The 22,064-nt window shown below is 37.8% G+C and carries 19 protein-coding genes; 9 read left to right on the forward strand and 10 right to left on the reverse strand.

Going from position 1 to position 22,064, the window contains the following annotated elements; all coding sequences use genetic code 11:
- Positions 1–122 precede the first annotated feature (122 nt).
- The 3 genes from MUW56_RS00435 to MUW56_RS00445 all read left to right on the forward strand — a co-directional run bounded on the left by MUW56_RS00435 (position 123) and on the right by MUW56_RS00445 (position 4,391).
- A complete protein-coding gene (locus tag MUW56_RS00435) occupies positions 123–1,460 on the forward strand; it encodes a TolC family protein (protein ID WP_292011326.1) in 1,338 nt (445 codons plus the stop codon).
- 5 nt (positions 1,461–1,465) lie between these two features.
- Complete coding sequence (locus MUW56_RS00440; protein WP_292011327.1) at positions 1,466–2,512, forward strand: HlyD family secretion protein; 1,047 nt, start codon at positions 1,466–1,468, stop codon at positions 2,510–2,512.
- Positions 2,513–2,828: 316 nt separating this feature from the next.
- Positions 2,829–4,391, forward strand: a complete 1,563-nt coding sequence (locus MUW56_RS00445; protein ID WP_292011328.1) for an MFS transporter — start codon at positions 2,829–2,831, stop codon at positions 4,389–4,391.
- Positions 4,392–4,532: 141 nt separating this feature from the next.
- On the opposite strand, the gene MUW56_RS00450 is transcribed toward MUW56_RS00445, so the two are convergent.
- On the reverse strand, positions 4,533–4,697 hold the full coding sequence (locus MUW56_RS00450; RefSeq protein WP_292011329.1) for a hypothetical protein: 165 nt from the start codon (positions 4,695–4,697) through the stop codon (positions 4,533–4,535).
- Between the two features lie 11 nt (positions 4,698–4,708).
- Between MUW56_RS00450 and MUW56_RS00455 the strand changes: the two genes are divergently transcribed.
- A complete protein-coding gene (locus MUW56_RS00455) occupies positions 4,709–6,070 on the forward strand; it encodes an aldehyde dehydrogenase (protein WP_292011330.1) in 1,362 nt (453 codons plus the stop codon).
- Positions 6,071–6,142: 72 nt separating this feature from the next.
- Positions 6,143–6,340, forward strand: a complete 198-nt coding sequence (locus MUW56_RS00460; RefSeq protein WP_292011331.1) for a hypothetical protein — start codon at positions 6,143–6,145, stop codon at positions 6,338–6,340.
- A gap of 44 nt (positions 6,341–6,384) precedes the next feature.
- Here MUW56_RS00460 and MUW56_RS00465 read toward each other — a convergent pair whose 3' ends face one another.
- Complete coding sequence (locus MUW56_RS00465; protein ID WP_292011332.1) at positions 6,385–6,954, reverse strand: thioredoxin family protein; 570 nt, start codon at positions 6,952–6,954, stop codon at positions 6,385–6,387.
- A gap of 80 nt (positions 6,955–7,034) precedes the next feature.
- On the opposite strand from MUW56_RS00465, the gene MUW56_RS00470 reads away from it, so the two are divergent.
- The 3 genes from MUW56_RS00470 to MUW56_RS00480 all read left to right on the forward strand — a co-directional run bounded on the left by MUW56_RS00470 (position 7,035) and on the right by MUW56_RS00480 (position 9,632).
- A complete protein-coding gene (locus MUW56_RS00470) occupies positions 7,035–7,913 on the forward strand; it encodes a lysophospholipid acyltransferase family protein (protein WP_292011333.1) in 879 nt (292 codons plus the stop codon).
- Between the two features lie 12 nt (positions 7,914–7,925).
- The gene (locus MUW56_RS00475; RefSeq protein WP_292011334.1) at positions 7,926–8,912 is read left to right on the forward strand and encodes a glycosyltransferase family 2 protein; all 987 of its coding nucleotides are present in this window, start codon (positions 7,926–7,928) and stop codon (positions 8,910–8,912) included.
- Between the two features lie 165 nt (positions 8,913–9,077).
- Complete coding sequence (locus MUW56_RS00480; RefSeq protein WP_292011335.1) at positions 9,078–9,632, forward strand: 3'-5' exonuclease; 555 nt, start codon at positions 9,078–9,080, stop codon at positions 9,630–9,632.
- A gap of 119 nt (positions 9,633–9,751) precedes the next feature.
- Here MUW56_RS00480 and apaG read toward each other — a convergent pair whose 3' ends face one another.
- The 4 genes from apaG to MUW56_RS00500 all read right to left on the reverse strand — a co-directional run bounded on the left by apaG (position 9,752) and on the right by MUW56_RS00500 (position 15,483).
- Positions 9,752–10,141 carry a Co2+/Mg2+ efflux protein ApaG gene (apaG, locus tag MUW56_RS00485; RefSeq protein ID WP_292011336.1) on the reverse strand — a complete coding sequence of 130 codons (390 nt, stop codon included), beginning with the start codon at positions 10,139–10,141 and terminating at the stop codon, positions 9,752–9,754.
- An 81-nt stretch (positions 10,142–10,222) separates the two neighbouring features.
- The gene (gene odhB / locus MUW56_RS00490) at positions 10,223–11,476 is read right to left on the reverse strand and encodes a 2-oxoglutarate dehydrogenase complex dihydrolipoyllysine-residue succinyltransferase (protein WP_292011337.1); all 1,254 of its coding nucleotides are present in this window, start codon (positions 11,474–11,476) and stop codon (positions 10,223–10,225) included.
- Between the two features lie 38 nt (positions 11,477–11,514).
- Positions 11,515–14,328 carry a 2-oxoglutarate dehydrogenase E1 component gene (locus tag MUW56_RS00495; RefSeq protein WP_292011338.1) on the reverse strand — a complete coding sequence of 938 codons (2,814 nt, stop codon included), beginning with the start codon at positions 14,326–14,328 and terminating at the stop codon, positions 11,515–11,517.
- 114 nt (positions 14,329–14,442) lie between these two features.
- On the reverse strand, positions 14,443–15,483 hold the full coding sequence (locus MUW56_RS00500) for an SRPBCC domain-containing protein (RefSeq protein ID WP_292011339.1): 1,041 nt from the start codon (positions 15,481–15,483) through the stop codon (positions 14,443–14,445).
- A 164-nt stretch (positions 15,484–15,647) separates the two neighbouring features.
- Between MUW56_RS00500 and MUW56_RS00505 the strand changes: the two genes are divergently transcribed.
- Positions 15,648–17,108 (forward strand): S41 family peptidase, encoded by a 1,461-nt coding sequence (locus tag MUW56_RS00505; protein WP_292011340.1) that lies wholly within the window; start codon positions 15,648–15,650, stop codon positions 17,106–17,108.
- Positions 17,109–17,243: 135 nt separating this feature from the next.
- Here MUW56_RS00505 and MUW56_RS00510 read toward each other — a convergent pair whose 3' ends face one another.
- From MUW56_RS00510 to glgB, 4 genes are all read right to left on the reverse strand, one after another.
- Positions 17,244–18,512, reverse strand: a complete 1,269-nt coding sequence (locus MUW56_RS00510; RefSeq protein WP_292011341.1) for a glucose-1-phosphate adenylyltransferase — start codon at positions 18,510–18,512, stop codon at positions 17,244–17,246.
- A gap of 158 nt (positions 18,513–18,670) precedes the next feature.
- Positions 18,671–19,207 (reverse strand): glycogen synthase, encoded by a 537-nt coding sequence (locus MUW56_RS00515; protein WP_367118551.1) that lies wholly within the window; start codon positions 19,205–19,207, stop codon positions 18,671–18,673.
- A 14-nt stretch (positions 19,208–19,221) separates the two neighbouring features.
- On the reverse strand, positions 19,222–20,076 hold the full coding sequence (locus MUW56_RS00520; protein WP_292011342.1) for a glycogen synthase: 855 nt from the start codon (positions 20,074–20,076) through the stop codon (positions 19,222–19,224).
- Position 20,077: 1 nt separating this feature from the next.
- Positions 20,078–22,024, reverse strand: coding sequence for a 1,4-alpha-glucan branching protein GlgB (glgB, locus tag MUW56_RS00525; protein WP_292011343.1), 1,947 nt, complete (start codon positions 22,022–22,024; stop codon positions 20,078–20,080).
- Positions 22,025–22,064 lie beyond the last annotated feature (40 nt).

Raw genomic sequence — 22,064 nt, forward strand, 5'->3', positions numbered from 1 at the left:
AAGAATTTTTAAATTGGCGTAAATGAACAAATCTTTTTCTGTTTTCACAAATCGGGTCTGTCGCTACTCGTCGTAACTTTGCTGCATCAAAATCATTTTAGCAAAAATCCTTTAATTAATTTATGAATATGATATTTAACGCATGTAGATATCAATGCATCGCGTTGTGCTTATTATTGATCAGCAGTTTTTTACATGCACAGATGATCGACTACCAGCATCTCAGCCTGCAACAGGCTGTAGGAATTGGTCTCAAAAACAACAAGAACATTCAGATCAGCCATCTAAAACAGGAAATGTCCGTTACCAAAGAGAAAGATCTCAAAATGGAAAAATTACCGGACATTGAATTTCATACCAGCTATAATCAGGTGACCAATCTTTTTCAGCATCAGAACGGTGTGTTTAATAAAGCAACAAAGTATGATGCCATTAACGGAATGTATGATTTTACCCTGTCAGCATCCATTCCTGTCTATATGGGAGGAAAAATAAAAAATACGGAAAAAAAAGCGGCTATTGATACCGAAATTTCCGCTTTAAAAACACACCTGGATGAAAGACAGCTTACCATGGAGATCATTACCGCCTTTCTGCAGATCCATCATTTAAAGGAACAGCAAAGTCTTATCAACGATAAAATGAAAGAAGATTCGGTCAATATTAAACAGGTAAAAGCCCTTAAAGTCAACGGAGTGGTCACTGTGAATGAAGTATTGAGAACCTCTTTACAGCTTTCCAACCACAAGATGAGCTGGACCGAACTCGACAATGACATTCAGATCGCAGAACACCAACTGAAAACCATTCTCGCCCTTCCGGAAAGCCAGGAAATGCATGTGGATACGGAAGACCTGATATCAGATAAAGCATCTATCCCCTACATTGATGAATTGACAGAAACAGCTTTAACCAAAAATGAATCGGTTGAAATTGCCCATAAAAACCTTTCTCTGAAAGAATTGGATCAAAAGATCACCAAAGCGGATTACCTACCCAAAATTACAGCCGGCGGAGAATATTTTTTAAAGTACCCCAATATGATGTTCTTCCCTCCCGAACCCTATGCGTACCGTTTGGGAATGATTGGAATGAATCTGACCTATCCTATCGAAAATCTGTATAAAAACAAATACAGAATGCAGGAAGCCAGAGAGAATATTGATCTGGCCAAACTGCAGATTGAAGAAAATGAAGAGAAAATCAGACATCATGTGTATGAAGCGTACAAAAAATTTGAAGAAACTGATCAGAAGGTAAAAATCGCTGAAGAAGCCATTGACCAGGCCAAAGAAAACTACCGCATCGTCAGAACAAAATATGCCAATAAGCTGAGCTTGATTACTGAGCTTATTGATGCCGACAATACTTATCTGGAAGCCGAATCCAATCTTATTTCTGTAAAAATCAACCGACAACTAAAATACTATCAACTCCAATATACGATTGGAAACTTATAAAAACTATGGCAAAGAAAGAACTGACACAAAAGGAAAAAAGAATCAACAAGACAATTACTTTACTGGCCTGGATCCTGATCATCAGTGGAATTACGGGAATGGTAAGTTTTTATCTTTTTTCAAGAAAAAATGTAACGACCAACGATGCTCAGATCGAACAATATATCACCCCTGTATCCAGTAAGGTTTCAGGATTTATTAAAACCATACAATTCAATGAAAATCAATTTGTACACAAAGGAGATACATTGATTGTGATTGACAACAGAGAATTCGTCAACCAGGTTAAGGTAGCTGAAGCCAATCTTCATGCCAACACTGAAAGTATCACGACCATTCAAAGCGGGGTAAACACCAAAGAAAGTGACACCAAGATCATTGATGCCAAAATAGCTTCTGCCAGAATTGATATCTGGAGAACCGAACAGGATTATAAAAGATACAAAAACCTGCTGGATGAAGATGCTGCTACAGAACAGGAATTTGAAAATGTAAAAGCTTCTTACGAACAGGCTAAAGCCAATCTTATGGCTTTGGATCAGCAGAAAAATGCGGTCAGAGCCGGAGCTGATGAACAGCAGACAAAGGTAGCTCCCGCCAAAAGCCAGATCCAGCAGAGTGCTGCCAATCTGAACAATGCTAAGCTTTTCCTTTCGTACACAGTGATTACAGCTCCTTATGATGGATGGGTGGGAAAAAAAACAATTCAGGAAGGCCAGCTGATCAAGGAAGGCCAGGCTTTGGTGCAGATCGTAAGCAAAGAAAAATGGATCATCGCCAATTATAAGGAAACCCAGCTTGGACAGATTGATCAGAAGCAGGAAGTGATCATTACGGCTGATGCGTTCCCTGATATTGAATTTAAAGGAAAAATCGTTTCCGTTTCCCCTGCTTCAGGTTCACAGTTTTCATTGGTTAAACCAGATAATGCCACCGGAAATTTTGTAAAAATAGAGCAGCGATTTCCTGTAAAAATTATTCTTGACAACAATAAAGAGAATGAAAAGCTACTTTCCGGAATGAATGTTCTGGTGAGTGCGAAGAAGATATGAGTTTGAGTGTGGGAGGGTTTGAGAGTATTAGAGTATTAGAGTATTAGAGTATTAGAGTATTAGAGTACAAAATTATTGATTTGAAAACTACCTTAAAATCAATACTTTTCAGACTTTACAATTAAATTATTTTTTTAGCGAAAAGACAAGACTGCGAAATAGCGAATCTGCTAATTTTTTCTTATGCATATTTGCCATTTTACCTTTTACTTTTACACCTTGCTCTTTTGTCTTTTCGCATTTTTAAATTCAGACACAGCTGCGAATTTGCTCATCTGCCTTTTCAGCATTCTTCGTTTAATGCTTTCAAAAAATTATGCAACACAATACAGTTTATCATAAATGGGTACCACAATGGCTGAAACTGCCGCTTCTTATCCTGGCCCTGTTTCCCCATTTGATGTTGTTGTCGCTCTTACATTCCAACAGCGCCTTCACCTCTTCTTTTATGGATGTAGATTCAGACGACATCCAATACTTAATGATTTTGATGTATGGGACATTCGTGGTTACCCTTTTAGTTTTACAGCGGTTTATGGCGTATTTCAGCGTAAAATACTATGTTCTGCTGATGTCTTCAATTTCTGTGATCATTCTTTATGTCCTGTCGGTTACCAATGATTATCATGTCATTTTAGTGATCCGGTTTCTGGAAGGAATCTTTGGGCTGCTGGAGGGAGCCATTTTCCTTCCGCTCATCATCGCAGAATTAAAAACAAAACACGCTAAAGTGCTGGCTTACCTCTTTATGTATGCCATTATGCTGACAGGAGGAACAGTAACCACTTCCCTGTTAAAATCAAGTATTGAAAATTATGATTTCCAGCATATGGTTTTGATGATGGTGTACTTCCATGTTTTTGTTCTCATCATTGGAATAGCCATTTTTAATAAAAACAGATTTTTCCCTAAAAAACCTTTGTATCAGCTGGATATCCCAAGCTGGTTTCTGCTTTGGGTCTGTCTTCAATCCGGAAGCTATGCTATTATCTACGGAAAGAGACTGATGTGGTTTGAATCTGATACGATCATCCTGTGTCTTTTCATCTTTCTTCTTTCCGGAGGATTATTTATGCTTAAACAGAGAAATTCTAAGCGACCTCTTTTTCACTTTGAGGTTTTCAGCTCCAGAAATGTCATTGCAGGCATGATTCTGTTTTTCATTTTCTACCTGATCCGTTCAGGATTGAATAATGTATACAGTATAATGGCAACCGTATGGAAATGGCCATGGGATTATATTGTCAATATTCAGTACTGGAATGTTGCAGGAACTTTAATGGGAGTATTTCTATCAGGGATCTGCCTGATGCGGGGCGTTTCATCCAGAATCGTCTTCTTTACCGGGTTTATGTTACTGGCAGCAGACTGTGCCTGGTTTACCTATACTTTTTACCCCGACACGACGCTTTCTACGATCTGTCCGCCTTTATTTCTGCAGGGAGTGGCACAAGGCTTACTATTTACACCACTGGTTTTCTTTCTCATCTCAGGAATGCCGGAAGAGTATGTAGCGAATGCAACAGCCTTAGGAACCACCACAAGATTCTGGACTACAGCGATTGGGTATGCTTTAATGCAGAATTTAATATTATTTTTAACGCTGAAGCACTCAGATACACTCAGTGCAAACTTTACCGACACCAATCCTGTTTTTTACAGCCAGTGGAATCAGCTTTTCGGATCTCATATGGCCAAACTCCCGGTGAATGAGTCTTTGTCTATGACTGCAGGTGCTTTTAAAGCGAAAATCACGGCGCAGTCTATTCTCCTTTCCAATATGGAAATTTTTACAGGATTGTTCTGGCTAGCGTTAATTACAGCACTTTTATTACTCCTTTACCATCCGGTAAAAATAGCGGTCAGAAATATTATGTAGTATGATAAGAAATGAAGCTGGAGGCTGGAAGATCGAAGTTTTTGGATATTCTGAAGGATTGAACTGCTATTCTATTTTAATCCAGGCTATTTAAAATCAATAACTTTTGATTATCAATATACAAATAGTACTTCCCGCTTCCTAGTTTTCTCTCTGCCTTTTAATCTCAAAGCTGGCTGCCACTGATGAGCCAACTGATCGTACTCCCGGCAGACAGCTTCCTGCTTCCATCAATCCTTCAACTTTGGCCGGCTTATTGTTGACTTTTTCAACAGCAATATCAAACCCGTATCCAAGTTTAATCAAAAAGCTTTCGCATGGACATTAAAAAAATTTTACAGGATCAAAGAGATTTTTTTAAGACACAGCAGACCAAAAATCTGGCTTTTAGAAAAATGTATCTTGAAAAACTCCGAAATCTGATCATCAGCAATGAAAATATGCTGTATGAAGCCATTACCAAAGATTTTGGAAAGTCTAAATTTGATACCTTCACCACAGAATTATCCTTCATTCTGAATGATATTGATTATTACCTTAAAAATTTAAAATCGCTTTCCAAGCCCAAAAAAGTACGTACGAATCTGGTCAATCAGCTTGGCAACAGCAAAGTTCACTTAGAGCCGTTGGGCTGCGTTCTGGTAATCGGAGCCTGGAATTATCCTTATCAGCTATCACTTTCTCCTATTGTTGCGGCAATGGCTTCCGGAAACTGCTGTATTCTTAAGCCCAGTGAAATCGCAGAAAATACGATGAAGGCTATGGCATCGATCATTAATGAAAATTTTCCACCTGAATATCTATACGTGTATGAAGGAGGTATTGATGAAACCACTGCGCTTTTGAAGCTAAAATTTGACAAGATATTTTTTACAGGAAGTACAAAAGTCGGAAAAATTGTTTACAAAGCAGCAGCCGAGCATCTTACCCCTGTAACCCTTGAACTGGGTGGAAAGTCTCCGGCTATCGTGACCAAAAATGCCAATCTCGAAATAACGGCTAAAAGAATTGTCTGGGGAAAGTTTTTAAATGCCGGGCAAACCTGCGTGGCGCCGGATTATCTGCTGGTGGAAGAAACCGTTCAGGAACAGTTTCTGGAAATGCTCAGGAAATACATCAAAGAATTCAGATACGATCCGGATTCTGAACAGTACACAAGAATTATTAACCAAAGAAATTTTCAGCGCCTTATACGTCTTATTGATCAAGAAAAGCTCTATTCCGGAGGAAATTTCATTGAAGAAAAACTGTACATAGAACCTACAATTTTGAATCATATAGACTGGAATGACGAAATCATGCAGGAAGAAATCTTCGGTCCGCTCCTGCCTGTCATCAGCTTTCAGAGTTACAATGCCGCACTCAATGCTATTGCAGAACTTGAAAAACCGCTGGCGGCTTATCTTTTCACTAATAATTCAGAAGAAAAAGAGAGCTTTACCCGAAAACTGTCTTTCGGAGGTGGCTGCATCAATGATACGGTAATGCATTTGAGCAATGACAACCTGCCGTTTGGAGGAGTTGGAAACTCGGGGATTGGAAATTACCATGGTAAATATGGTTTTGAAACCTTCTCGCATCAAAAATCGGTTCTTGAAAAAGCCACCTGGGGTGAACCCAATATAAAATATCCGCCTTATTCTGAGAAAAAACTAAGCTGGGTAAAGAAATTAATGTAATTAAATCCCAAAGTAGAGAATTTTTAAAATAATATTGTAATTTTAGATCTGTTAACCAACAAATAAAACATTATGAAAAATTTAAAAAAATTATCTCGTGAAAGATTAAGTTCAATTTCAGGAGGGAAATCATGTGCTTCTTCTTGTTCTGATGGATCAATAGTATATGTTAGTTCATGCAGTTCTTGTATCAGTTATTCTGGAGGTGCTGCATGTTATGATGCTAATGGAAGAGGAGCAATACACGTAGAATTATGTGCAAGCAATTAATAAAAAAAACAAACCCCTCTCAAATTTTGAAAGGGGTTGATATTTTAACTGGGTTTCCATTTTTCTAAAAACTCTTTTACTTTTTCAAAACTATAGCCTTTTCCATCTTCAAGAACTTCACTCTGCTGAACTTGAATTTTTTTGCCATTTTTATCTAAAATAATAAAAAACGGGTATGCTTGTCTTTCATTAATATTAATGTATTTAGAAAAAACTTTCTTATTCTCGTTATCAGGAGAAAAGTTCAGGTGATAGTAGACGTAATTCTTATCTACAATTTCCTTCAGTTCAGGAGTTGTCTGTACAAAATTATTAAAACGGAGACACCAGATACACCAGTTTCCTCCAGCCTGGATCATAATGTTTTTACCTTCTTTTTTAGCCTGGGCAACCAATTTATTAATATCTGCTACAGCATCCGCCTTCGGATCATACGGTTTAGGAAGCTTGGCTTTTTCTTCACCAGCTTTTTTCTTAGCTTCTAATTCTTTATAATCTGCCGGAACGATAAGTGCCGTTTTTTGCTTCCCCCCATCAGGTACGCTTTTTACATCCTTTTGTGCAAAGGCAAGAGTACTTAACCCCAGAAAAGCTATTAATGTCAATTTTTTCATAATATAAAAATAAAAAAATAATACTTATCCCCCTACAAAAATAGAACCATAATTTTATTATCACTAAATTTGCGTGTTTTATGAATTTCCTAATCAAAATATTATACTTCATTTCCAAACTTCCGCTTAAGGTATTGTATATTTTTTCGGACGTTATTTTTTTTCTTAACTATTATTTAGTAGGCTATAGAAAGAAAGTCATTACCCAAAATCTAAGAAATTCCTTTCCCGGTAAATCCGAAGAGGAGATCAACAGGATAAGAAAGATGTTTTACCGTAATTTCTCGGATTACCTGGTAGAAACGATAAAGTCTTTCAGCATATCCGAAACGGAATCACGGGTAAGAATGCAGCACATTAATCAGGATCTGTTTCACGAGGTCCAAAAGGAAGGTAAGAATATCATTCTGCTTGCCGGACATGTTTTTAACTGGGAATGGATCAATGCTTTGGCAAGGATTGTTCCCCAGAAACATTGCCATCCGGTGTATCGAAAAGTCAACAGTGATTTCTGGGAAAACCAGATGAAGAAGGTCCGTAATAAATTCGGGAATGAGGCACTGGAAGCCAATGAAGTGATTCTTAATATTTTCAGGAACAAAAATGACGGTGATTCTATTTATATGTTTGTTGCAGATCAGACCCCGCATTTTTCTCATGTCAATTACGGATTAGAATTTCTCAATCAGAGAACTCCTGTTTTCATAGGCTATGATAAGCTGGCAACAAGAATGGATCTTGCTTTCATCTACTGTGAAATGAAGAAAGTAAAGCGCGGATATTACCAGGTCAATTATTACAGAATATATCCGGACAACGAAAAGTTTGTAGAATATGAAGTGGTAAAAAAGTTCCATATGTTGTTGGAAAACACGTTACACAAACATCCGGATAATTATCTGTGGTCACACAGAAAATGGAAATACCAGGATTCTATCAAAACTTTTGATTCTGAATAAAAATAGACTTACATGCAGAAAAAACTGGCAGTTGCGATCTTAAACTGGAACGGTAAAAACTGGCTTGAGAAATTTCTTCCAAGTGTGGTTCAATTTTCTCAAAATGCAGAGATTTACATCATTGATAACCTTTCAACTGATGATTCTATAGAGTTTTTAAACGCTCATTTTCCAACGGTAAAAGTAATTGAAAATCATAAAAATTATGGGTTTGCCGGAGGTTACAATGAAGGTCTAAAAGAAATTAACAATGAATATTACTGTCTTCTCAATTCTGATGTAGAAGTGACTGAAAACTGGATAGAGCCGGTTTTAGAAATTCTGGAAAAGAATACGGATATTTCAGCAGTACAGCCTAAAATTTTATCTTATCAGCATAAAAATCAATTCGAATTTGCAGGTGCCGGCGGCGGGCTGATTGACAATCTGGGCTATCCTTACTGCAGAGGAAGAGTTTTTGACGATCTGGAAGAGGATAAAGGACAATATGACGATGAGACAGAGATTTTCTGGGCCTCCGGATGTTGCTTTTTTATCCGTTCAAAAGATTTTTGGGACCAAAATGGTTTTGATGCAAGATTCTTTGCGCACCAGGAAGAAATTGATCTTTGCTGGAGACTGATCAATTCAGGAAAAAAGATTTTTTACACAGGAAAATCAAAAGTATATCATGTAGGCGGCGGAACATTAAACAAGCAAAGTGCCCAAAAAACCTATCTGAATATCAGGAACAACCTGTCCATGATGCTTAAAAACCTTCCTTTTCCAAGGTTAATAGGACTTATATTCTTCAGGCTTTGTTTAGATGGAGTGGCGGGAATTTATTTTGGATTAAAACAGGGTTTTCCTCATCTCTGGGCAGTGGTAAGGGCCCATTTCGGATTCTATGCACAGCTTCCGGGGACATGGAAACTCCGTCAACCATATCAGAAAGACCGATTTTACCAGTCTAAATGGTTAATTTTTAAACATTTTTTAGGAGGTAAGAACCAGTTGTAGCAGTAGGAATTAAGGAAATAAATACAAATTTTTGTGATGCCAATGGCTCATTGATCTGAAAAATTTATAATTTTAAACAACTTTGGCCCTTGAACTCTAAATCTTGAATCAGCAACTAACAACCAGCAACTAGCCACAATATAACAATTAACATACAATTTAACAATGGATTTCTGCGCAATAGATTTTGAAACAGCAACTCACGAAAAAAGTTCAGCTTGTGAGATGGGGATCTGTGTGGTACAGAATTCTACAATTGTAGAAACCAAAACCTGGCTGATCAAACCGCCCAGCTTTCCATATTTTAATAAATTCAATGTTGCAGTACACGGAATACAGCCGGAAGATGTAAAAGATGCACCCACATTTGATGAAATCTGGTATGAAGCAGAAGAATTAATGTACGGAACATTGATGATTGCCCATAACGCCAGTTTCGATGCAGGTGTGTTAAGAGGATGCCTTGAACATTATGGAATGTTTACTCCAAAACTAAATTATCTGTGCAGTATACAGCTGGCTAAAAAATCATGGAACTACCTTCCAAAATATGGATTGAAACCTCTCTCAGAATATCATCAGATCAGTCTAAATCACCACCGGGCCGGGGATGATGCCGAAGCCTGTGCCAAGATCTCTTTATTGGCTTTTGAAAAATTATTTCTTACCAGCAATGATGAAATCCACGAGCACATGAAAGCAAAAATTAAAAAGCTTTAAGAAGAAATACAAATGACCGGGAAACTCCCTTATAATCGATCCGAGAGCGACTGTATTTTCCCTAAAGCTTTTGCGATGACCAGTAGATTTTGCACTTCTTACTTTCTTTAATATAATGATTAATTGCTTAACACTTCCGACAGCAGATTAAATTTTGGGATATCAATATCAAACGTTTCCTGTGTCTCCAAGTTTTTAACCAGGTATTTTCCGCTCATATTCCCTACTCCGGACCGAAGCATTACATTTGAAAAATAAGCAAAATTATCGCCTGTTCCTATTTCCGGAGTCAAACCGATTACTCCGTCGCCTATAATCTCAGTATATCCAAATCCGACATCAAAAATTAACCATTTTCTTTTAAGTACTTTGATAGGAAAGCTTCCGTCATTTTCTATGGTTATATTATACTTAAAAACATAACGGTTTTCGGATGGAAAACTATTCTTAATATCATATTCAGGAATGACTGAAACTTTGATATTGGAAGTCATTTTTGAAAACATCATCGTAGTATTTTCTTAATAAATACAAAAATCTCGCCCTTTTTAAGGCGAGATTCTATATTTATATTATAATTTTATTAAAATTTATAATCCAAGGCCTTTTCTTTCGTCACCTCCCATCAATATTTCAACAGGATTGTCGATACCTTCTTTTACGGCTACAAGGAATCCTACAGATTCTTTTCCGTCAATAATTCTGTGGTCATAAGACATCGCTACGTACATCATTGGTCTGATAACTACTTGTCCGTCCACAGCAACCGGTCTTTGAATGATATTGTGCATTCCTAAAATTGCAGATTGTGGAGGGTTGATGATAGGTGTAGACATCATAGATCCGAATGTACCACCATTTGTAATCGTGAAAGTACCACCAGTCATTTCGTCAACAGTGATTTTACCGTCTCTTACTTTTGTGGCAAGATCTTTAATGTTAGCCTCTACTCCGCTGAAAGACATGTTTTCTGCATTTCTCAATACAGGAACCATTAATCCTTTAGGACCTGAAACAGCAATAGAGATATCACAGAAATCATAGTTTACTTTGAAGTCTCCGTCAATAGATGCATTTACATCCGGATACATCTGTAATGCTCTTGTCACAGCTTTTGTAAAGAAAGACATGAAACCAAGTCCAACTCCGTGTTTTTGAGCAAATTCTTCTTTATATTGTTTTCTTAATCTGAAGATTTCAGACATGTCTACTTCATTGAAGGTAGTTAACATAGCTGTTTCATTCTTTACAGAAACCAATCTTGAAGCGATTTTTCTTCTAAGAACAGAAAGTTTTGTCGTTGTCGTCGTTCTTGCTCCTGTAGTAGTGAAAGGGTTTCCTCCCAATGCAGGAACAGCAGCTAGTTCAGCATCAGTTTTAGTGATTCTTCCATCTCTTCCGCTTCCTGAAACCTGTCCTGCATCAATACCCTTCTCATCAAGAATTTTTTTAGCGGCAGGAGACGGAGCTCCGGTTGCGTAAGTTTGTGTAGCTGATGCCGGAGTTGCCGGCTTTGGAGCTTCCTGTTTTGCTGGTTCAGCAGCTTTTGGAGCTTCTTCTTGCTTTGGAGCTTCAGCAGCAGGTGCACTACCTTCTGGTTTAGCCGCATCCATATCAATTAAACAAACTACCTGACCTACTTGTACCACCTCACCTTCTTCTGCTTTCAAAGTAATAACACCACTTTGTTCTGCCGGCAATTCAAGAGTTGCTTTGTCTGAGTCTACTTCAGCGATAGGTTGATCTTTTTCTACATAATCACCATCTTTTACAAGCCAAGTTGCAATTTCAACTTCTGTAATTGATTCGCCCGGTGAAGGAACTTTCATTTCTAAAACTGACATATCGAGTATTTTTTATTTTTTAATTGATTATTATTTAATTACGCTGTAACGGGTCTTTTTGCAGGGGCATCGTCTCTATCAAAAACTCTGTTGATCACTGCATTTTGGTTTTTCTCAAACATTTTGTGGCTACCTGGAGCCGGAGCACCGCTTGGTACAGGAGCAACCACCTGGATTCCCGTATCTCTGAAATTTCTTAAGATATAAGACCAAGCTCCCATGTTTTCAGGTTCTTCCTGAGCCCACACCAATTGGGTTCTGTTTTCATATTTACTGAAGATCGCTTCAATAGCATCTGCCTGAAGCGGATATAACTGTTCAAATCTTACCAATGCAATATTCTCACAGTTTAATTCTTCTTTCTTCGCTAATAACTCGAAGTACAGTTTACCTGAACAAAGAACTAATTTTTCTACTTTTTTAGGATCTGCTGCAGGGTCATCCAAGATCGGTTGGAACGAACCGTTTGCGAAATCTTCAAGGGGAGATACCACTTTAGGGTGTCTCAATAAAGATTTAGGGCTCATTACGATCAATGGCTTTCTGAATGCCCACTTCAGCTGTCTTCTCAGCAAGTGGAAATAGTTGGCAGGTGAAGTAATATTAGCAACTACCATATTTTCATTCGCACACAGTGTTAAGAATCTTTCCAATCTTGCTGAAGAGTGTTCTGCACCCTGGCCTTCTGAACCGTGAGGCAATAGCATTACTAACCCGTCCTGGATTTTCCATTTTTCTTCTGCAGCGGCCAAATACTGGTCAACAATAATCTGGGCTCCGTTTACGAAATCTCCGAACTGAGCTTCCCAGATGGTCAATGTATTAGGCGATGCCATTGCATATCCGTAATCGAACCCTAGAACACCGTATTCTGAAAGGTGGGAGTTGAATACATCAAATCTGTTCTCTGATACGTGTCTTAACGGAATATATTCTTCTTCCGTATCTTCTGTTTTTACTACAGCATGTCTGTGGGAGAATGTACCTCTCTCAACATCTTCCCCGGAAATTCTTACATTGTGTCCTTCCACAAGAAGTGTCGCATACGCTAACCACTCTCCTAATGCCCAGTCTAATGAATCTCCTTCAATCGCTTTGATACGGTTTTCGAAAAGTCTGGTAATTTTATTGATGAATTTTTTATCAGCAGGAAGCGTTGACATTTTAACGGCCAGTTCTTTCAGCTTAGCTAAGTCATATTTTGTATCAACCGGTACCTGAACGGCTCCTCTCTTCCCGATAGGATAATTTACCCAATCTTCAGACATGAATACGTCCATCACGTTTTTCTCAATTTCCTTGGAAGCATCAAAATCCTTATCTAAAAGAGCTTTGAAATCCACCTCCATTTTTTTAATGATATCATTAGAGATCACGCTGTCGTTGATCAATTTGTCTTTATAAATTTCTCTTGGATTCGGGTGCTTAGAAATGGCTTTGTACAGGTTAGGCTGAGTAAATCTTGGCTCATCCCCTTCGTTATGCCCATATTTTCTGTATCCTAAAAGGTCGATATAAACATCTTTTCCGAATTTCGCTCTATAGTCTGCTGCAAAATGAATCGCATGTACTACCGCTTCAGCATCATCCGCATTCACGTGCATTACAGGAGATTCCGTAACTTTTGCAATGTCTGTACAGTAGGTTGAAGATCTTGCATCAAGGAAGTTCGTGGTGAAAGATACCTGGTTGTTAACAACGATGTGAACAGTACCTCCCGTTCTGTACCCTTCCAATGTCATCATTTGTGCTACTTCATAAGCAATCCCCTGTCCGGCGATAGCCCCGTCACCATGAATGATAATCGGTAATATTTTAGAATAATCTTTGTATTTATCGTCTATTTTTGCACGGCAGATTCCTTCTACAAGAGCAGCCACGGTTTCAAGGTGAGAAGGGTTTGGAGTCAGGTTAATGCTTACCTCTTCTCCTGAAGCTGTTTTGATTTTTTTAGAGGATCCTAAGTGATATTTCACGTCACCTGAGAATACATCTTCTTCGAATTCTTTTCCTTCAAATTCTGAGAAAATCTGCTTGTATGATTTTCCGAAAATATTAGACAATACATTTAATCTTCCTCTGTGTGCCATTCCTAACACTACTTCATCTACTCCTAACTGAGAAGATCTGGAGATCAACTGGTCCAATGCAGGGATTAATGTTTCACCTCCTTCTAATGAGAATCTTTTTTGTCCTACAAATTTTGTGTGAAGATAATTTTCAAAGGCAACCGCCTGGTTTAATTTTAATAAGATTTCTGTTTTTTCATTCGCAGAAAGACTTGGATGGTTTTCGTTTACCTGAAGCCATTTCTTGATAAAATCTTTTTCTTCAACATTGTTGATATAAGTATATTCTACCCCGATAGAATCACAGTAGATATTTTCCAAGTGTTTGATCAAATCTGCTAAAGTAGCAGGTTCTTTCATTCCTGTTTCAACCGCACAGTTGAATTTTGTATTTAAATCCTCTTTGGAAAGACCGAAATTCTCGATATCTAAAGTAGGTGTATAATGTCTTCTTTCTCTTACCGGATTTGTTTTTGTAAACAAATGTCCTCTCGTTCTGTACGCCTCGATAAGGTTTACCACCTTAAATTCCTTTTTGATGTGCTCAGGAACCTCTCCGTTTGATACTGCCTGAGAAATCTGTTGTACTGCCGGGGCAGCGTTGGCCGAAGCCTGAATAAATTGAATGTTATCGTCATCACCGTAGTTCTCTAAAGCAAAATCGAAGCCTTGAAAGAAAGCTTTCCATGATGGTTCTAAAGAATCCGGGAATTTTAAGTACTGTTGGTATAAATCCTCAATTAACTGAGAATGAGCTGCGTTTAGGAATGAAAATCTGTCCATTATTACAGTTTATCTATTTATTAAAATTTATTTGTAGAATTAATCTTCAAATTTAATAAAAAAAACCGACTTAGAACAGTCTCAAACCGTTAAAAAAAATTAAGAAAAAAAAATTTACTTAAACACTGATAATGAGAGTTTCATGTTCACCTCTTGTCCTTCCATAGGACGTTCAATGAAAGTCTGTCGAATATCCCCAAAACGCATCTCATCTTTCTTTGCTTTCTGAATAAGCTGCTGAATGGCCTTGATTCTTCCCTCATAACTGCCTTTGTAGTACATCACATAATTCTGAGACGGATTGACCGTTCTGAAGTTGAAATTATTGTCTGTGACCCCAATTTTCTTGGAAAGCGGAATTCCCAGAAAATAGGAAACTTCTTTGTCTTTATAATTATCGGCATCCGTCATTAAAACCGGATATCCGAATTCATCATCTTTTTTCCCAAGATCCATCGTTACGAAATTATATATCTTGTTATAATTCATGACAATATTTTTGTAAAGGGCATCTTTCTTATTTGAAGTGCTTACATTGATCCCAAGAAGCAGTTTATCTTCTTCATTTTCCACCATCAGACTGTCATATTTGATCGCTGCCATCTGGTTATCTTTCTCCACCTTGTTTCCTAAAACATTCTTCAGATTGATCATACTTTTGTTGATATTCTCAGCAAACCGGTCTTCTGTCCAAAAGTTCTCCACCCTTCTCCAAACAGAAAGTTTTGGAGTATGCACGTACCATATAATTTTTGTTTTTTCAGCTGAAACGGGTTTGAATTTAACATCGACAAGCGTGGGGTTTTCGTTTCTATCTTCAAAAAGCTGATATTTTAAAGTCTTATTGGGATTTTCATACCGGATGAACATCTCTCCATCGGTATCATTTTTAGGATCTACATAGCTGATGGCACTTCCTACTCCTTCGTAGGGCGTATAATAATCAATATCAATAGATTGCGAACTGGTAAAGAAGTTATTCCATCTCGTAAAGTGCTGAAGATTATTAAACTGTGAAAAGACTTTATCCACAGGATAATCAATCTCTTTTTCAATGGTGAAGTTTTTACTTTCATCCACAAAATAATACATGGAAGCAGCATACACTCCTCCCACAAGAATTATAATAAAAGCTAAGATCTTAAAAATACGCATCACGCAAAAGTAATACAAATAAAAAAAGTGACCAATATATGAATGGATTTGAAAAATTATTTTTTTTTAAAAGTATTGAATTACTGATTAAAATCAAATACTTCAAAGGAAGGCATGGTATGTATTTTGATGCAAAGGAAACCTTAATTTTTAATTTTTATTCTATGAAGAAGTTATTCGCATTTCCTTTGATTTTATTCTCTTCCATGGGTTTTTGTCAATATTCAATTTCAGAAATTCCTGAAGACGGATATCTCAAAGACTTCGATATTGCCGTTGATATCATTCAAAAACAACATCCTAACCCTTACAGGTTCCACAGCAAAGAAACGGTCGCAAAAAAAATAGATTCTCTGCGCCATGCCATTAAAAAAGATCCGAGCTATACCAGTCTGCTTATGTATAATCCTACCAGAATAATTGGTGATGGACATAGTGCTTTTAGTGCCGATTCCAATTATTTTGAGGATATTTTAAATTCCATCCATTTTTTTCCTCTTCAAACCTATGTACACAACGGCCAATTATATGTAAACGGAGCTAACCGCCACCATATTGAGGCGGGCAGCCAGATTCTTAAAGTTAACGACGTAAGTACATCAAACCTGTTAAATGCAGTTCCCAAAGCAGCAGATGGAAATATTAAAGTGGAAGATGTAGATATGTCGTTCTATATTCCTTTTGTTTTGAAAAACCGTCCCAGCGATTTTACAATACAATATAAAACGCTACAGGGAGACGAGAAAACCATCAAGGTAAACGGGATAAAATATTCTCGGTTTTATTATGAAAGCAAACATGCTGTATTACCGATTGACCTGATTTCAGAAAGTTATGGAATTTATGGATATCAAATAGATCCGGAAACGTATTATTTGTCTGTAAAATCCTTTTCTTATGATGAAAGTTTCTTTTATGAAAGATTAAAAAAATATTTTCAGGAAATAAAGGATCTGAAGTCTAAAAAACTGATTATTGATATCCGTAATAATTCAGGCGGCGCTATCAGCAATGTACCTTTATTGTATTCTTTCATCGCTCAAGACAAAAACTTCAATAATGAATATAAATATGGAACTCAGGTGGTTGACATCAATTATACCGATTATTTAGTAGATCCCCAGACCAGCCGTTATTATTCTGACAAGGATATTTCAGACCAAAATAATTTTATGAGACAGCGGTTTGACAAGGCAGAAAAAGGGGATTATTATTTCGGTAATTCAAGGCTTGACAACACCTATATAAAAAGCTATCCGAGAGACGGATTGTTTTTTGACGGAAAGACCATACTATTGACCAACAACCGTACTTTCTCTGCTGCCACCTACTTTGCTTCCCTATTCAAAACTGAAAAAAGAGGTGAAATTGTAGGAAAAGAGACCGGCTCCTGCAGCAACTTCACTACAGCAGCATGGTTTCTTACGTACAGGCTTCCTAATACCAAAGCTGTCATTTCTATTCCCAGAACGGAAATTTTCTTCAATCATAATGATAAAGAAAATGTAGCCAACTGTAAAGGGGTAATTCCTGATCATACTGTTGACAATACTTATTTTTTAAGATCATTAAAAGAACAAAAAGACCCTGAATTGGAATATTCACTGACCTTATTTTCCAAATAATAAACAGTAAAGCCAAAAAAAATAAGAAGCCTGCTTAGGTTTCTTATTTTTTTAGCCATCTATTGGCAGGTAATATCTGAGTCTATTTTCCCAAAGGGGTCATTAATGTTACAGTAAAAATACCATGACAAAAAGTTAACCGATATGCGTTCCCGGCGGCAGTACTGCGCCTTTTTTCACGACCACGATTCCATCCTGAACGGAATGAGTTCCATAATCTCCGTCCGGAAGATGCTTTCCTCCAATTATTTTTACATTGTCACCGATATAACAGTTTTTATCCAGAATTGCCATCTCAATATAACAGTATTTTCCGATTCCCATATTCGGGCGTCCTTTCCTATCATTCATGACAATCTCTGTCGTATTTTGGTAAAAATCGGCTCCCATTACATAAGAATTGACAATAGTACTTCCTTTGTCGATCCTCGTCCTGTTTCCAATAACGGAGTTTTCAATTTTATCGGCCATGATGATACATCCGTCCCCAAATACAGCCTTACTGACATAAGATCCGTTGATTTTTGACGGCGGAAGCATTCTCGCTCTTGTATAGATGGGAGAAGACGAAAAAAGATTAAACTGCGGGAAATCCTGACAAAGATCAAGATTGGCCTCGTAGAAAGATTCAATGGTTCCGATATCTGTCCAGTAGCCCTCATATTGATAACTCAGGGTTTTATATTTCCCAATGGAACTTGGAATGATATCTTTCCCAAAATCATCTCCAGCTCCTTCTTCAAACATCTTTTTAAGAATATTTTTAGTGAAAATATAAATTCCCATCGAAGCCAGGAAATCTTTTCCTTTATGCTTATTTTCCTCCGAAACTTCAGATTTCAGGCCTTCCAGCATATCATAATCCGGTTTTTCATAAAAGGAAGTGATATTTCCTTCATCATCGGATTTTAAGATTCCAAAACCGGTTGCATCTTTAGCATTTACGGGAATGGTTGCAATGGTAAGATCGCCTCCATTTTCAATATGAAAATTCAGCATTTCCCGGAAATCCATCTGATAAAGCTGGTCGCCGGAAAGTATTAGAATATAGTCATAATCATATTTCTCAAGATGCTTCATCGACTGACGTACAGCGTCTGCCGTTCCCTGATACCAGCTATCATTTTCCACATTCTGCTCGGCTGCCAAAATATCGACAAAGCCTTTGCTGAAAATATCAAAGTGGTAAGAGTTTTTAATATGTGAATTTAGAGAGGCTGAATTAAACTGTGTCAATACCAGGATTTTGTTCAATCCTGAATTCAAACAGTTTGAAATAGGAATATCCACCAGCCTGTATTTTCCTGCGATAGGTACAGCCGGTTTTGACCTTGAATACGTTAACGGGAATAATCTAGTCCCTCTGCCGCCTCCTAAAACAATGGAGATTACATTTCGATTCATAAATATCTTGCGTTTTATTGTATTAATTTACTGTTTTTTTTGGTGTCTACATGCCATGTACAACAATTAATGATCCTGTATATCAAATTCTTTCATTACTGCCTTTCATTCTACACGAAACAGCAGCAACCGTGTCCGAAACAAAAAAATTCTCGGGATCAACTGTTATATAAAGCTATATATTTCTCCGCAGATTTCTCCCATGCGAAGTCAAAATTCATATTGGCATGGATCAAATCTTCCATAACCCCTTTTTGATTATAAATCTCCAAAGCCCTATTCATCGCATGAACAATATCATCTACTCCCGGATAGGTAAAATTCAGTCCTGCTCCGCCTGTTGAAATATCTTCTACAGTATCTCTCAGCCCTCCGGTATACCTAACCACAGGAACAGTGCCATATCTCATGGAATACATTTGGTTCAGCCCGCATGGCTCTACTCTTGACGGCATCAGCAAAAAATCTGCCGAGGCATAGATCTTATGGGAAAGATGTTCTTTATATCCCAAATCTAACGCAAAATTAGAATAGGTATATTCATATTCTTTCAGTTTATTCTCTATATATGTATTTCCTGAGCCAAGAATCATAATGTTTAATGCCCCATAACTCTGCTTAACGCTTCGCCATACGACATCTGGCATCAGATCAGCTCCTTTTTCCGTTGCAAATCTTCCGATAAAGGCAAACAGTGGAAGTTCAGGTTTTAAACCATATTCTTTACAGAGTTTTTCTTTATTTTTTTCTTTTGAGCGACTGCATTTTGAATTGTAAAATTAAAATCCAGCATCGGGTCCGTTTCCGGATTCCAGACTTCGGTATCAATACCGTTGATAATTCCGTAGGCCTTACTGAATTCCTGCCTTACCAGACTTTCCAGCCCTCTGAAACTGATAAAGAGCTCTTCGAGATATCCTTCGGAAACCGTTGTAAAAGCGTGGGAACATTTAATCATACTCGCCAGCGGATTAATCAACCCGTTCCAGTCCATCAGTCCCCATTGATAATGATCAAAAGAAGGCATATATTGTGCCATATTCCAACTCATCATTCCCTGATATTCCCCATTATGAATGGTTCCTATTGTTTTCACCCCTTTTAAAAATTTAAAATCAGGGCAGTTTTCCACCATAAAAGGAACCAATCCTGTATGATAGTCATGACAATGCAGCACATCCGGCTTGATCTCCATAGCGCACAGCCAATGCAGCAGCCCCTGCTGAAAAGCAAGAAACTGAAAACTTTCGTCCTGGTAACCATATGGATTTTCCCTGTCTAAAAGGCCCGGGATTTTAACCATATACAATTCAAATCCCAACGCATCGGTTTTCTCTTTCATTACCTGAACCTGCAACATATTGGGACCCTGATGGATCAACCCATCAAAAACAACATCAAATTCGTGGTTGTAAATAAAAGCTTTGTTATACCAAGGCATTACTACTTTGGCATCTACTCCTTTTATTTTATTCTGATATTTCGGCAAAGCCCCGACCACGTCTGCAAGACCTCCGACTTTTGCTATAGGATAACATTCTGTGCTTAAATGATAAATAACCATTTTATCTTTTATGTTTAATTCTGTGTAATTTATACTTTTTATCTTTTTTCTGTCTCAAAATAATCCCCGCCAATGGCGGAAGTTTTAGAGTCATTGATTTTTGATGGCCCATCCACTCTTCATAATGCTCCTCCAATATTACAGGATCCACTCCACTGCCACTGTATTTTTCATCATCAGAGTTGAAGACAGCCTCCCAATGCGTTCCTGCAGGAATACCAATTTTATAATCCAAAACCCTTGGAGCCAGGTTAAGAACCACCATCAATGCATCATCCCGCTTTTCCCCTTTCCTTAGGTATACATAGACTGAATTTTCCAGGTCATCAGCTTCTATCCATTCAAAACCGGATTGATCAAACTGATTCTCATAAAAGGCAGATTCAGTTCTGTAAAGATGATTCAGCTCTTTCACAAGTTCCTGTAATCCTTTATGAACAGGATAGTTCAGTAAATGCCAATCCAGGCTCTGGGTAAAATTCCATTCACCGGTCTGCCCGAATTCATCACCCATAAAAAGCAGCTTTGCTCCCGGATGGGTAAACATATAGACATACAAGGTACGAAGATTCGCAAACTTCTGCCACTCATCGCCCTTCATTTTATAAATTAAACTGGCTTTGCCATGCACCACCTCATCATGTGACAGCGGCATCATATAATTTTCATTATACATATACATGGAAGCAAATGTGAGCTTATGATGATGATATTTCCTGTTGGCAAAATCTTCTTTAAAATAATCCAAAGTATCATGCATCCAGCCCATCATCCACTTCATTCCAAAACCGACCCCTCCATCATGGACAGGCTTTGTAAGCATCGGAAAATCGGAACTCTCTTCAGCTATGGTTATAATATGGTCTCCAAATTCCTTATAAACTGCTGTATTGAATTCCTGGAGAAAAGCTTTGGCTTCAAGATTGACATTTCCACCGTATATATTAGGTTCCCACTCCCCTTCATTCCTTGAATAATCCAGATGAAGCATTGAAGTTACCGCATCTACACGCAGTCCGTCTGCATGATATCGGTCCAGCCAGAACATCGCGTTGGAAATAAGAAAAGATTTAACCTCATTTCTCCCGTAATTAAAAATATGGGACTTCCAATCAGGATGAAAGCCTTTTCTTGGATCTTCATGTTCATACAAGTACGAGCCGTCAAAGCGGTGAAGACCATTGGCATCTCCCGGAAAGTGGGACGGAACCCAATCCAGAATAACCCCAATTCCATTTTTGTGCAGTTCATCAATCAGAGACATCAGATCCTGCGGTGATCCAAAACGGGAAGTTGCCGCATAGAACCCGGTAATCTGATATCCCCAACTCGGATCATAAGGATATTCCATAACAGGCATCAGTTCAACGTGGGTAAAGCCCATCTCCTTTACATAAGGAACCAGTTTTTTTGAGATCTCCCTATAATTTAAAAACCGAGCAGGATCATTTTCATCTCTCCGCCATGAGCCCAGATGTATTTCGTAAACAGACAAAGGTGCTTTCAGGCTATTCTGCCTCCAGCGGCTTTCCATCCATTCCTGATCGCTCCATTCATACCAGGTAGTAGATACAAGAGAAGCAGCCTGCCTGTTCTGTTCCCAGCTTAATGCATAAGGATCACTTTTTTCCAGAATTTCACCTCTTGCTGTTTCAATCGCATATTTATACAGGGTACCCCAGGTCAATCCCTCTATAAATCCTTCCCAGATTCCCGATTCATCCCATCTCGGATATAAAATATGGTCTTTATGATTCCAGTTGTTAAAATTCCCTATGACGGAAACTTTTTTAGCATTGGGGGCCCAGACCGAAAAATAAACTCCTTTTGCTCCCTCTTTTTCCACAGAATGCGCTCCAAACTTATCATACAGCTTATAATGCCTACCTTCTTTGAAAAGATACACATCATGATCCGTGAAAAGGGTATAGGTTTTAACAGAATTCATCAAGGTCTGATTGTATTTTAATATTTTCTCTGAAACTACG

It is taken from the genome of Chryseobacterium sp. (genome assembly GCF_022869225.1).
Lineage (GTDB): Bacteria > Bacteroidota > Bacteroidia > Flavobacteriales > Weeksellaceae > Chryseobacterium.